We start from the raw sequence: 13,842 nt of genomic DNA on the forward strand, positions 1-13,842 counted from the left end.
TGCCTGTTCGCCAGTAACTATCTACGAATACTATTATACCATGATTGGTGGGTATTTGATGGCTAAGTACAAAGAAGTAATAAAGATTTTAAAGCAAGTGCCACTACAAGAATTTAGAGAAGCCAATTACGACTATTAGGAGGAAATAGAAATGACAGAATTTGAAAATGTGAGAGACGCACTAAAGGATGCTATTGAAATCGCAGATGCTAAATCATGGGGCGATATTAAAGAAGGCGGAACAGTCAGACCTGTAACGATCCAAGATGTACAGGATTTGATGCAAGAACGGTTATATAACATTGCAGACTTGTTAGGAATGAGCGATCTATATTTAGAAGGTGAAAATGATGAAGTACACGACTAAAGAATTAACTCGTATTCAAGGTACTCATGATCCTTATAATTGTGAAATTATAAATTGTGATGTGTGTGCTCGCTTCTGGTCATATGCTAGAGGGCTAAGGCAACAAAGTAGTGAAGAAGGTCAAACGGGTAGAAAAGGGAAATTAAACGAGAAACAACAAGCTTTAAAAGTATTAAGTAAGATTAAGTTTACTAATGGTTCAGATTTGATCAATAAGTATTCGATAGCCTTGCGTACAGCAATTAAAGTAGGCTGTTCAATTCGTGAAATTGCCTTTGAATTAGACTGTAGAGATTCTCAAATTGCTAAAGCATTGGATAATTTAAAGCTAAAGCCTAAAACCAAGGCACAACTAAAGCTAGAAAAGTATCGTAAACAATTGAAAGCAATGGTACAAGCAGGATACAGCATTAAAGGGATGACTAAAGCGTTAGGCAAAAAGGATTATGAAGGATTAGCGTTTTACTTAAGAAAATATGATTTACCAATTCCAAAGACCAATAAGTTGACTATTGAAGAGGTAATCTATACCAGCGGAAATTATTACAAACGTCGTTACTTTGATATGGAAGGCAACGAGGTAGAACTTAGAAGAGTTAATGAATAATGTTTTCTAAGTCGTTCAGAACGACTTTAGTGGTGATTGAGTACAAAAAAAGAGCAACTTAACAAGCAAGTTACTCCCGGTACGCATATATATTAGCAGATTGAATTTATAGGCTACTAATATTATATCACGGGGTATACAACCATGCTACTACCTGAGCTAGACCATAAAGCAACAATTAAACAAGTTAAAAGGTTCTTTGAAAAAGATTTTCAAACACTACAGAATATGGCGCATGTATCGTATATGGATATTAAAAGTCCAACGTTAAGTGATCTACCTAATAAAAATGTTGCCAGCAATGGTATTGATAGCAAGATAAATAATCATATGTATGCTATTGAAATGCTAGCTGAGATTAAAGAGGCACTTACAGGGATAAGAGAAAATAAAAGGAAGTTTATTGAATACCGCTATTTTAAATGTTTGACCTGGTATGAAATTGAAGAATTAACCGGCTACGGACGTACTCGAGGCAGTGAGATACTTAATAGTGGACTAATAGAATTTGCTTATGCTTTTGTAGATACAGAAGACTTGAGAGTAATTAGGAAGAATGGTACTCAATGAGAATCACAAGAACCTTAGGATATTAGGGAGGGGAGGTGAGAATAATGAACTACAATAATACTAGCTTTTCTTTAGAGCAAAAGGCAGTTATCAGAGCATATGAAAAAGAGAATATACATTATAGAGGTGGAAGCTTTATTAATTTAAACAAACGTAGTATCCACAGTAAAACTAAAAGTAAACTATTGAAAGAATTGAATCGAATAGAAAGAGAGACAACAACATTATGAGAAAAAATAAATCTATTGAGGTAGAAGTACCAGCTAAACCTGAATATAGTACAACGGCTCAGCAAGCGTACTACAAAGCATTATCAAGTGTTCATACAAAACTATTAGCATATATCAATGATAGGGACACTACAGCGCTAGACAACTTCGAAGTAAAGTTTGTATTGGATCAACTTTGTGCCATTAAGTCGACAATAACAGATGGAGCAAGTGTTGTTGATGGTGGAGTGTTTAGAGATATAAACAGGCTTAATCAGCAAGTTCAACAATACCATGGTTCAATTAACGCAAGGAACAACAATGTCTCAGCTGATGAAAAATTGCAGCAATTAAATGATGAGTTTAATATTGAACAATTAAACAAACAAGCACAAGAAGAAATACGAAAGAATGAACAAATGAAGGCAAAATATTCAAAGCAGTTGGATGAATACATTGATAGTTTAAGAGAATTTGAAAGTGTTCCTTATTATCATGGGATTGATTTTGAATTACAAGATCGGGCGTTAGTAGAAGAGGAAAAGAAAAGTAATGTAATAGCTAATAGATTGCTAGAAAAAACGCAAATTTAAACAGGTAAGGTCATTTAATGTTATAATTAAAGCACCCCATTTCCAATAAATCTAATTTTTTAGTAGAGTCGTTAAAATATTTAACGGCTCTATTTTTTAAATAAAAGGTATATGAAAGTCGAGAAGAGTCAAATAACCCCCGCCCCATAGGCTTTCTGATAAAGAGCGAAACGCAATAAAGTTCTCTCAAAATTTACCAATTTTGAAATTTTTAAGGTAGGGGGGGTACCCCGAATAAACGTTGATATAGCAACATTGTTACTATAATTTATATCAATAGTGTGCCTTTTTTAGGAAATAGGTTTATTATCCGTTTTATTTTAATAGACAGAGTAATGTATTCTTTATAATCTCACAATCAAGTATTATTAATTGTATTGTGTGACACGTTATTACTGTAATTAAGAGTAGATTATGATACCCTTGGTCGACGTGATTTGGTGTTCGTTTGGAGATTAATTACTTATTAATCCTCTAAATTATTGTCATTCAAGATAAATGGTTTTATTTTTTAAAATGTATAGTATTTTGCTGAATTAAGTATTAAAATATAGTCAATTCCTTGGATTTATTATTTACCTTACACGAAAAGGAGCCTCCTAGTTTTTCTATTCTAGAAGGCTCCCTTTTGTCTTATGTCAGGCCCAAAAGTATATTTAGCGAACGCATATATGTTATTATCATGGCAATGGAATACTCCCCCATTAGTCGATAGCTCTCTAGTTAACTCTAGAGAGTTTTTTTGTTATTCTCATTAAGGATTATTATCCCTAGGATTTGTGTTTATCCTGGCTGTAAATTTATCCTAACGAAATAGATGGGAGTCCAAAATGGTACCCCATACTATTCTCCCGAAATTGGGAAAAAGTCCCTCAATAGGGGTGGATACTCTGTAAAAGAGGAAGTTTCAATTTAGGACATCCTTTTCAGAGGGGAGTAATGAATTGTGCCTTCCTTGAAAAAGTTAAATTATAATAGACGGCAATTTTACATTATATGATTTTCATATTGCTTTGAAGGGTAACGGGATTAATTAGCTATCGTTTTGAATGACAGTGAAGTGGTGCAATTATTCATAACAAGAGAAAAGTTTTAAAAGATGTCGTTAATTTTAACGAGATGTTTTCACTGGTCGATATAACATAAACTTTCGACACACATTACACATATGATATGATAATTTCTGTTGATACGTTATGAAACTGCATGGTAATACCGAAATTTAAAATACGGAGGTGTGTTATTAATGCAAGTATATTTTTTGTGCACAGGTAATTCATGCAGGAGTCAAATGGCAGAGGGGATAGCAAAGGAATATTTTCCTGATTGGGTAATTGCTAGTGCTGGGATTGAGGCGCATGGATTAAATCCATATGCGGTTAAAGTAATGTTGGAAAAAGATATAGATATTTCTAAAAACAAGTCTAAGTTAATTGATATGGACTATCTAAATCATAGTGATTTAGTGATTACTTTATGCGGGGACGCTAAAGATAAGTGCCCTGTAACACCATCTACAGTTAAAAGAGAGCATTGGGGGTTTATTGACCCGGCTTTAATCCAGGGAACAGAAAACGACAAATTAAGAGCGTTTAGAACGGTAAGAGATGGTATTGAAAAACGCATTATTAAAATGCGGTCAAAGTAAAAGATATCCTCAATTTTGAGGAGAAGTAAGCCTCTGGGGGTCAAAAATTTGTGTGTAATTATTGGAATTGAGAACCGGTGCGAGTAGTCGGCTAAATGAAAAAAACGCCGTTTTTTAAGTTAGAGGGGTAATACGTGACAAGTATTGATATGTAAACGAATAAATACAAAATAATACAGCGAAAAATTCCGCCCTACTAATACTATTGCCTGCTTCAAACGTCTACGTTGCCATTTTTTGCAACGGTATTAATTATAAGCACCCAAAATGACGCTATTGTATTTCTAAAAAAGTACATGATTTGTGCCATATAACCTTTGTTTCTACTTCTAAACACTTTGGTAGATTGCTAGGTAAATATCCGTCATCCCGTTAATAATAAGCCTTTTTAGTTACCTTTTTATTCCCTCTCTCTTTACCGATAGCCCCCCTATATAAAAGTTTCAAAATTAGTCTGCACCACAAGATGTCGGCAATGTGTGTGCTCTTCCTGGTCGCAAGGTAGGGCGGGGGGATTAAGCGTGTTAAAGATGTGCTCGAAATTGAGCATATCTTTTTTTATAGTTTTTTGACTTCCTTGTTTAAAATAAAAGACCAACTATCTAACTAAAGATAATTGGTCTAGGTACGTCTCCGCAAGCTTCTTTTGATATTCATTGCTTTAAAATCACTCCAGTTTTTGGCTTCCCTTTTGGCTACCCCTCGTATAAATTGTATGCTTTTATATGAGATTATCTAAAATTAAGAATGCTGACATACCAGTGTTTTGATACCATTTACGTTCATCTGTAACGTCTTCAATGGATCCGAACGGACTTGAACCGTCGACCCCCTACATGCGAAGCAGGTGCTCTCCCAACTGAGCTACGGACCCGTTTTCACGTTTATCATACCACTTTTAACCCAAAAATTGATATTATAATGAGAGAAAGTTACCATTAACGGATAATGTTTTTTAGCAAGTTGGCTAAAGATAAGGAGCGTTATTAATGAATAAAAGTACTAAATATATGTTAGCTGGCTTAGGTGCCGCAGCTCTCGGAATTACTGCTGGAATGGGAATTGGCGGATATATTAGTTTTTTAGTTGGGATTAAAAATACGGAAAAAGCTAAGAATAAAGCCATTGAACGTTCACAATCTCAAGATAATAATGCCCTCAATATTGAATGGTTTAATAATTTAGAACCAGAAGAAATTAGTATGCTTAGTGAAGATGGCCTTCAATTGCGAGCATCATTTTTACGACAACCAGAAGCCAAACAGTCTAAAAAGACGGTTATTTTAGCCCACGGATACCATCACGCCCGAATGCAAATGATTCCGTATGCCAAAATCTTCTATAATATGGGTTACAACGTTTTGATGCCCGATGCACGCAGTCATGGTGAAAGCGAAGGCAACCTAATTGGGTTTGGGTGGCTGGATCGCCGCGACTATGTACGTTGGGTTCAACGCGCTGTTTTATTAACCCATACGGATGAAAAAATTGTTTTAATGGGGATTAGCATGGGTGCTGCAACCGTGATTTCTGCGGCAGGGGAACCAGATATGGCGACTAACTTAACTGCTGTGATTGAAGATAGTAGTTTTAATCGTTTAGACAAACAATTCCGACATCGTTTGAAACGCTACTACCACTTACCATCGCAAGAGTTTGAGGCGATTGCTAGTGCATTAACCAAAAAAGAAGCTGGTTACTCATTTAAAGAAGCTAATATTCAAGAACAGGTTAAAAAAGTTCGAGTTCCGATCATGTTTATCCATGGCGAAGCCGATCGTTATGTTCCAATCGAAATGCTGGATGATTTAGTGGAAGCAGCTCGTGTTCCTAGCCAAGTTTATTTGGTTGACCAAGCCGATCACGTGCAAGCTCTCCCAACTAATCCGCATCGCTATCAAATCGAGGTAGCAAATTTTTTGGAGAAGTATGTAGACTAGCATGAATGAACAGATTAAATATTATTTTATTGTAAATAAATGGGCGGGAGCGCACCATTCAGTCCAGACGTGGGAACAGCTCCATCAACTTCTCGTGCAAAACGCTGTTAACTTCGAACGTGTGGTAACAAAATACCCCCAACATGCGACCCAGTTAGCCCAAGAATTTGCCGATCTACATCCGCAAGGCTGGGTAATTGTTGCTATTGGTGGGGATGGCACTCTCCTAGAAGTGCTGAATGGAGTGCGCCGCTCTAAAAACACCGTTCCCATTGGCTATGTTCCAGCGGGTTCGGGGAATGATTTTGCACGGGCAGTCGGCATCGCCCCTGATCCGTCCACGGCCTTACAGCAATTAATCCAGACCACCGCCCCAATTACCTTAGACATTGGAGCTTATCAGAACCAAGCAAACCAACTGACCCAGTATTTTACCAACAACATTGGGATTGGCTTTGATGCCCGAGTGGTCTATGAAGCAAATCAAGGTCAGAAAGTTAGGCTGAGCAAGTGGCACTTAGAATCGATGGCGTACGTTTCGGCCCTCCTCAAAACGTTAATGCGTCAAAAAGGATTCCCACTTACGATTGATATCGACGGTGAGCGTCATGAATTTGTGAATGCCTTCGTCGTTTCACTAACGAATATCAAATATTTTGGTGGAGGGGTCGGTATTGCGCCTCGCGCTAACTTACACGACGGAAAACTAGACGTGGTAATTACTGAAAAATTGAGTTTTTTCAAGCTTGTTAAGTTATTTATTAAGCTCTTACGTGGTGGAAAGCATCTCGATATGCCGGATGTTTTCTTTAAAACTGGACGAGAAATTCACGTACAAGCTTTTGAAAATGAACATGGTCAAGTTAATGGGGAAGATTTACCATTACAAGCTTTTGACTTGAAAATATGGATGACCAAACAACCATTTTGGTTTAATCATAAAGAGGCTGCGTCTCAAGAGTAATCTTTCTTTTGGGCGCAGCCCTTTTAATATTTTTGTAGTAGAATGGATGATGCAAGTTTTAAGTGGGGGAGCGTTAGTGAGAGATGAATGCAGTAACAATTTTTGTGCATGGATTTAATGGAAATGCGGATTCTACGGACCATTTGATCCATGGAGCACAGAAAAATGGCTGGGCGCAAAAGATGCTGGTGGTCAAAATCAAAAATGATGGGGCAATGGATTTTGATGGCGAACTCGATCAGCAGGTCGCTAATCCGATGGTTCAGGTGTTGTTTGAAAACAATCGGGCTCCTGAACGCCGGCAAGTTAGTTGGATGCACCAGTTATTAATTAAATTAAGACAAAGTTTTGGAGTCGAACAGTACAATGGGGTCGGTCATTCGCTAGGAAGTAATGTCCTGGTTAATTTAGCGATTAAGTTTGGCAAAGATTCACGTTTACCAGCTTTGAAAAAATTAGTGACCATTGCGGGTCCTTTCAATGGATTACATGGATTTCTTTCACAGGATACTGTTAAAGATGTAATGACCAAAAGTTGGGAACCTAATAAAAGAACCCATCATTTTAAAAAGCTAGTTCGTAATCGCCACTTGTTTCCTAAAGGGGCTGAAGTTTTAAACGTAATTGGGAGCGTGGATGGAATTTTAAATAATGATGTCTATGTGGCAGTTGATTCGGCCCGCGCAGTGGGCTACCTCCTCGATGGGGTGGCAGCCAAAGTTTCCGAGTTGATGGTAATTGGACCCGACGGCTATCACTGTGAGTTAAATCGAAGCCAAAATGTTTCACGTGAAATTAACCAATTTTTATGGGATGAAAAATACATAGCGCAAGATTTTAAATTGATTAATTCCTATCGAGCGGACAAGGTATACCAACTCGCGTCTGAGGAGTTAAATTGGGCAAATTAATTGGTTGTCAAAACGACTGGAAGCTGATAGAATATTTGATATAGATAGCAGCTTACAAAAAGTAAGCTAGTTTTTAATAAAAGGAGCAATTCAAAATGAGCACTCAAGCAAATTTAACTAACGAAGAAATTTTTGAAGCAATGAATTCAGGTAAGAAAATGTTATTCTTTACAGCTGGCTGGTGCCCTGATTGTGCCTTCATCAAGCCCGCAATGCCGGACATCATGAAGAAGTACGATCAATATGATTGGATTACGGTTGACCGTGATGACAATCTAGAAGTTGCTCAACATTTTGGTGTGATGGGTATTCCAAGTTTTATCGCCCTTGAAGACGGTAAGGAACTCGGCCGTTTTGGTAAAGGTGAACGCCGTACTCCCCAAGAAGTTGAAGAATTCATTCAGGGCATTGCCTAACCATTAAAGTTAATTCTAGCAAGCTGTATAGAAATCGATTTTCGATTACTATACAGCTTTTTTATTTTCTACTTTTTAGTTACTGTGAAACTATGTTAATGATTACACAATCACTTAGAACTTTAAAAGTTAATAATGATTGAAAACGGATGAAACAGCATTACACAGCACATTCCACCATTGTACAAAATTGCTAAATTAAGTTGTTTTTTAATATGAAATTGCTTATCATCATTAATAATAAACGGTATCAGTTTAAAAAATATTAAAATCACGCCAAAAGGTAATGCCAATCGTTTTTTTTAGTTTTAAAATAAACGGAAAGGTTAACGATATGACACTAGAAAAACTTGAAATATATTTATGGTGGATTACAGTGCTGATGGCGGCTATCACTATTGGAATTATCGGTGGATATTACTGGTGGACCCGGAATAAGGGGAGCGATTATTTACGGAATGATGAAATCCCACTTCGTTATTTTATCCAAAAACAAGTTGATCGTAAGGGAAATACCATTGGCTACGAGTGCCTATTGCGCACGCAAAATGAAGCGGGACAGTGGGTTTTGCCACGTGATTTTGAATCCCTACCACTGCAACGCGTGATTAGCTTACTGGAGACGACTTTCCAATCTTTAGCCGATGAGCATGTAACCCTTTCTATTAAATTAACTTACAACCAAATTATGAGTCCGGCTTTTGAATACTTTGTGCGGTGGGCAATTGCGAAAATTGAGCCACTTAATTTAGCTATTGAACTTTCAATCCATGAAATGAATCGGCTAACCAATCGCCGTCTTTTTAAAAGAAGAATCCAGATTGGGCGTAGCTATGGAGTTCAATTTACGATTAATAATGTAGGTTCATCTTTAAATGACTTGAAACATATTGAGTGGTTACTAAGCGAAATTGATGTTTTAAAGGCTTCCATGAGTAGTTTTAGAAAGAAAGATCCCAACGAATGGCTCGATCTTAATCTCCAATTTTGGAATAAGTTGGCCCAAGAAAATGAAATTAAATTGGTTTTAGTGGGAATTGAAAATGAAGCCGACGAGGCGTTAGCGGAGCAGCTCCGGATTGATGCGCGCCAAGGCTATCTTTTTGGCAAGCCGGAGGATGTTTACCGAAAGCAGGTTTAGGATGAAAAACGAAAAAGAACGTCAGCAGCTATATACAGATTTGTATTTTGAAAAAGGACACTGGTGGTTGAAAATATGGCAAACGTTAGTCGCCATTTTCGGTTGGATGTGTGTGTTTGTTCCTATCATCATCACCGTCACTTCCTTTTGGGCGATTTATAATCCAAAGATTCCGCATATCTGGTCTTATAGTGAAGGAATTTTTGAAATTAAATTTATCGGAATCTTATTGGCCTTTGCATTTGTCATGGCGAGCTTGTTTGCGACGAGTATGACGATTATTCAAAATCGGCGGCGGGATCGGCTGGCTGAATAGTGGCCTACCTACAATCCAATTAATCAGCGTCGACGGGAAGATACATTAGAAGCATTTATGGACGCCCGATTTGGCAGTAAGGAATTCCGTGAAAATACCAGGTACTACGAAGTAAAACCAGAACAAAATCTGGATACAGACGAAATTAAAGAAATTTATCGAGCATCTAATTTAGACGATCTTGGATAAGGAGCAAAAATGTCATCAATCTTTATTGATAGTATTTTCAAAGGATCCCTGATTGATACGACCATTAACATTATTCTTTTGATACTTTGTTTATATCCTGTAATCGGGGCGTTCTTCTGGTTTACAGGCTCATTGTCGTATCGCTTTTTGAAAACCCATAAACGGGATGAAGGCTGGGAAAATATTCTACCTGCGGACCAACCATTAATTACCATCATGATTCCAGCCCATAATGAAGAAGTCATGATTGAAGAAACGATCACCTATCTTTTTAACGAAATTAATTACACTAATTTTGAAGTTTTAGTCGCTGACGATGGCTCGACGGATCAAACGGGAGCAATCTTAGCACGCTTGAGAAAACAATATCCACGCCTGCGGACGATTAAAATCTTGAAAAATAAAGGGAAGGCGCATGCTTTTAACATTGGAATGTATTTTGCGAAAGGGGAATACATTCTTAGTAATGATGCGGATACGATTCCCGAACCGGATGCTTTGATGAAGTACATGAACTTTTTCATGCATGACCGGGATATGAATACTTCGGCGGTAACAGCTAATATGGATGTTCAAAACCGCACGAAGATTTTAGGCAAGGCCCAGACGGTTGAATTTTCGAGTATTGTTGGGGTTATTAAACGCAGTCAAACTTCAATTAACGACTCGATGTATGCCTACAGTGGCGCCAACACGTTGTATCGCAAGAGTTTTCTGATTGACGTGGGAGGCTTCCGGCAAAATCGGGCGACCGAAGATATTAGTATTGCCTGGGATCACCAGATGATTGGGGCAATTCCGCGGTTTGCTCCTAATATTGTCTTTCACATGAATGTCCCCGAATCCCTTAAAGATCTTTATCACCAACGTAAGCGTTGGGCGCAAGGGGGAACTGAAGTGTGGTTGACCAATATTAAGAAGTTCCTCTTACATCCGATTAAGCATCGTTATCAAATGTCGATGTTTATTGACTCAACCCTTTCCATTATCTGGTCATTTTTCTTTATGATTACCACCGCTGTTTTTATCATTACCATGTTGGTTTTCTTACTGACGGGGAATTACGAACGAGTCTTTCACGGAATCGTGATGTCTTTTATCTTTGTGACCTTTGAGCTACTGGCCGGGTTCTTACAATTATTAGCGGCTTTAATTTTGGACCATCATGCTGCTAAGTTAAAATACCTTATTTTTGCGCCGCTTTATATGCTCTTTTTCTGGATGGTCAATCCCGTGACGGTGGTCATGACGTTTGTACCAGCTCTTAAAACGATCTTTGGTTTTGGTTCTGGAACTTGGATTAGTCCTGAACGTAAATCACTGCAAAATAAATAAAACATATTCCGTTTTATCTGCGGAATATGTTTTTTGTTTGCCGTGAAAGCTATACAAAAAATGGAAAATAGTTCAAACTTATCTATGAAAAGGCTTTCTACAGAAAAAGCTCATTAAAAGAGAGGATGGATGAAAATGACAAAATTACCAGAAAACTTTTTATGGGGCGGCGCTGTGGCTGCTCATCAATTAGAAGGAGCATGGCAAGCAGATGGTAAAGGGGTTAGCATGGCCGACGTGATGACGGCGGGAGCTAACAAGGTACCGCGGAAGATTACCGATGGGGTAGTGCCGGGTGAAAATTACCCTAACCACGAAGGAATCGATTTTTACCATCATTATCGTGAAGACGTTAAAATGTTTGCCGAATTAGGCTTAAAAGCTTTCCGTACTTCGATTGCTTGGACCCGCATCTTTCCTAATGGTGACGATGCTGAACCTAATGAAGCTGGTTTGAAATTTTATGATGATCTCTTTGATGAATGCTTGAAATACGGGATTGAACCGGTAATTACCTTGGCACATTTTGAAATGCCCTATCATTTAGTTAAGAAATACAATGGTTTTTCTGACCGTCACGTAATTGATCTTTATGTTCGTTTCGCTGAAACTTGTTTCAAACGCTATAAAGATAAGGTTAAGTATTGGATGACGTTCAACGAAATCAATAATCAGAGTATGTACAATAATGACTTCTTGATGGCTACCAACTCAGGGTTAGTTTTCAAGGGGGGTGAAAATCGTGAAGCAGCGATGTATCAAGCTGCTCACTATGAACTAGTAGCTAGTGCTAAAGCAGTTAAGTTGGGTCATGAAATTAATCCAGACTTCCAAATCGGTTGCATGATTAATTTCACGCCATTTTATCCGCTCAATGCAGCCCCAAATAACATCATGTTGGCTGAACGTTTAATGCAACGGCGTTACTGGTTCTCCGATGTGCATGTCAACGGGGTTTATCCAGAAAACGTTGAAACTTACTTGCAACAAAAGGGTTATCGTCCAGACATTACAGAAGCGGACCGTGAAATCCTTAAAGCCGGAACAGTGGATTATGTAGGCTTTAGTTACTACAATTCCAACACCGTGGCTCTTCCTGAAGGTCGGTCAATTGATGAAAACTTAGCTCCAGAAGACGTAACGGTTGAAAATCCATATCTTGCAACTAGTGATTGGGATTGGCCAATTGATCCAGTGGGTCTCCGTTATTCCCTCAATTGGTTAAACGACCGCTACCACTTACCAATGTTTATTGTTGAAAATGGATTAGGGGCTTACGATACGGTCGAAAGTGATGGGGCAATCCATGATCCATACCGTGTGGATTATCTCCGAGCTCACATCCAAGAAATGGAAAAAGCAGTTGAATTAGATGGCGTAAACTTGATGGGTTATACTCCATGGGGCTTTATCGACCTCGTTTCAGCTGGAACTGGTCAAATGTCTAAACGCTACGGCTTTATCTATGTTGATAAGGATGATGATGGCAACGGAACGCTCCAACGTTCTAAGAAAGATTCCTTTGGTTGGTATCAAAAAGTAATTCGCACAAACGGTGAAGATCTCGATTAAAATCATTTTCCCTATCCTCTCCAAGCGTTGAGACAAGCGTTAAAATGCGTTGCTATGCTAAAATAGTAGTAGAGAACGGATACATTTTAGAACGAGGAGGGCAAAATTATGATTAATTATGACCAGCATGTGCATACAAGCTTTTCGTTTGATTCAAATGAAAAGATGGAAGACTACATGAAGTTGGCCGGACAGGACTTTGTTTCCACAGAACATTTGGAATTTAACAATCCAGAAGTCCAAAACCATGATAGTATTCCAGACTACACTAAATACGTGGCCGAAATTGAACGTTTGAAAAAAGCGACGGGCAAACGAGTTCATAAAGGAATTGAAATCGGGATGTCAGCCGGACAAGCAGATAAGATTAAAGACTATTTAGCCCACCATACGTTCGATATTAAGTTACTAAGTTTCCATCAAGATGGTACGAAAGACTTTGGGAGTGACATTGTCTCGCACTTAGATCCGCTCCAAGTGACGGATCAGTATTACCAGTTGATGTGGAAGGGAATCAACGAATTCCATGACGCCGATGTGTTAGCTCACTTCGATTATGGGGTACGGAGATTAAGTTTGACGTCTGGTCAATTCTCGACTACGGCCGGAGTCCTGCTCACTAACATCTTTAAAGTTGCCATTCAAAATAACTTGGCCTTTGAATTGAACACCAAGAGCATGTACAAATACCACAACATTGGTTTGTATGATTACGCAATTGAAATCTACAAGCAATTAGGGGGCAAGCGTTATACGATTGGGTCAGACGCCCATGACGCAGCGCACTATGAAGATCACTTCCGGGATGCCTTAGATATGCTCAAAGCCCACGACATTCATCACATTAATGTTTATCGGCAAGGAGCTATGACGGTGGTTCCTATTGATGATATTCCAGAAGACCTTTAATTATTTATAGTAGAAAAACTAAAAGAGTGAAGACCAACATGGTGACGAAACGCCGTCGTATGGGGGTTGGAGCTCTTTTTTTGTTGTGCAAAACGAAGGCTGGAAATCTTTTTTGAAAAAAATCAAAATAAATATGGCAAAAGTGTTGACGAACC

Annotated in this window: 14 protein-coding genes, 1 tRNA gene and 1 pseudogene; 15 read left to right on the forward strand and 1 reads right to left on the reverse strand. The window is 38.3% G+C overall.

Annotated features, from left to right (window positions below; all coding sequences use genetic code 11):
* The first annotated feature begins 151 nt into the window (after positions 1–151).
* The 6 genes from IV86_RS07390 (at position 152) to arsC (ending at position 3,994) form a co-directional block, all read left to right on the forward strand.
* Complete coding sequence (locus IV86_RS07390; protein ID WP_002834405.1) at positions 152–367, forward strand: hypothetical protein; 216 nt, start codon at positions 152–154, stop codon at positions 365–367.
* Entirely contained in the window at positions 348–974 is a 627-nt protein-coding gene (locus tag IV86_RS07395; protein WP_133281348.1) for a hypothetical protein, read from the forward strand. The genes IV86_RS07390 and IV86_RS07395 overlap by 20 nt, the downstream gene beginning before the upstream one ends.
* 144 nt (positions 975–1,118) lie before the next feature.
* Positions 1,119–1,544: an ArpU family phage packaging/lysis transcriptional regulator gene (locus IV86_RS07400; RefSeq protein ID WP_056979486.1), complete on the forward strand. Its 426-nt coding sequence runs from the start codon at positions 1,119–1,121 to the stop codon at positions 1,542–1,544.
* A 44-nt stretch (positions 1,545–1,588) separates the two neighbouring features.
* The gene (locus tag IV86_RS07405; protein WP_036673283.1) at positions 1,589–1,774 is read left to right on the forward strand and encodes a hypothetical protein; all 186 of its coding nucleotides are present in this window, start codon (positions 1,589–1,591) and stop codon (positions 1,772–1,774) included.
* A complete protein-coding gene (locus tag IV86_RS07410; protein ID WP_056979487.1) occupies positions 1,771–2,346 on the forward strand; it encodes a hypothetical protein in 576 nt (191 codons plus the stop codon). Before IV86_RS07405 ends, IV86_RS07410 begins: the two co-directional genes overlap by 4 nt.
* A gap of 1,246 nt (positions 2,347–3,592) precedes the next feature.
* Positions 3,593–3,994, forward strand: a complete 402-nt coding sequence (arsC, locus tag IV86_RS07415; RefSeq protein ID WP_056979488.1) for an arsenate reductase (thioredoxin) — start codon at positions 3,593–3,595, stop codon at positions 3,992–3,994.
* Between the two features lie 801 nt (positions 3,995–4,795).
* On the opposite strand, the gene IV86_RS07420 is transcribed toward arsC, so the two are convergent.
* Positions 4,796–4,868: transfer RNA gene (locus tag IV86_RS07420), tRNA-Ala, on the reverse strand.
* A 115-nt stretch (positions 4,869–4,983) separates the two neighbouring features.
* Here IV86_RS07420 and IV86_RS07425 point away from each other — a divergent pair.
* From IV86_RS07425 to IV86_RS07465, 9 genes and pseudogenes are all read left to right on the forward strand, one after another.
* A complete protein-coding gene (locus IV86_RS07425) occupies positions 4,984–5,934 on the forward strand; it encodes an alpha/beta hydrolase (RefSeq protein ID WP_056979489.1) in 951 nt (316 codons plus the stop codon).
* A gap of 1 nt (position 5,935) precedes the next feature.
* Positions 5,936–6,898, forward strand: coding sequence for a diacylglycerol/lipid kinase family protein (locus tag IV86_RS07430; RefSeq protein ID WP_056979490.1), 963 nt, complete (start codon positions 5,936–5,938; stop codon positions 6,896–6,898).
* 83 nt (positions 6,899–6,981) lie between these two features.
* Complete coding sequence (locus IV86_RS07435) at positions 6,982–7,809, forward strand: alpha/beta hydrolase (protein WP_056979491.1); 828 nt, start codon at positions 6,982–6,984, stop codon at positions 7,807–7,809.
* Positions 7,810–7,904: 95 nt separating this feature from the next.
* A complete protein-coding gene (locus IV86_RS07440) occupies positions 7,905–8,225 on the forward strand; it encodes a thioredoxin family protein (RefSeq protein WP_002834396.1) in 321 nt (106 codons plus the stop codon).
* A 334-nt stretch (positions 8,226–8,559) separates the two neighbouring features.
* Positions 8,560–9,366 carry an EAL domain-containing protein gene (locus tag IV86_RS07445; protein ID WP_002834395.1) on the forward strand — a complete coding sequence of 269 codons (807 nt, stop codon included), beginning with the start codon at positions 8,560–8,562 and terminating at the stop codon, positions 9,364–9,366.
* Between the two features lies 1 nt (position 9,367).
* A pseudogene (locus tag IV86_RS07450) lies at positions 9,368–9,871 on the forward strand (hypothetical protein).
* Positions 9,872–9,880: 9 nt separating this feature from the next.
* Positions 9,881–11,206 carry a glycosyltransferase family 2 protein gene (locus IV86_RS07455; RefSeq protein WP_056979492.1) on the forward strand — a complete coding sequence of 442 codons (1,326 nt, stop codon included), beginning with the start codon at positions 9,881–9,883 and terminating at the stop codon, positions 11,204–11,206.
* Positions 11,207–11,341: 135 nt separating this feature from the next.
* Positions 11,342–12,778 carry a 6-phospho-beta-glucosidase gene (locus IV86_RS07460; protein ID WP_002834392.1) on the forward strand — a complete coding sequence of 479 codons (1,437 nt, stop codon included), beginning with the start codon at positions 11,342–11,344 and terminating at the stop codon, positions 12,776–12,778.
* A gap of 108 nt (positions 12,779–12,886) precedes the next feature.
* Positions 12,887–13,687, forward strand: a complete 801-nt coding sequence (locus IV86_RS07465) for a PHP domain-containing protein (RefSeq protein WP_002834391.1) — start codon at positions 12,887–12,889, stop codon at positions 13,685–13,687.
* Positions 13,688–13,842 lie beyond the last annotated feature (155 nt).

This window comes from Pediococcus pentosaceus (genome assembly GCF_001437285.1).
GTDB lineage: Bacteria > Bacillota > Bacilli > Lactobacillales > Lactobacillaceae > Pediococcus > Pediococcus pentosaceus.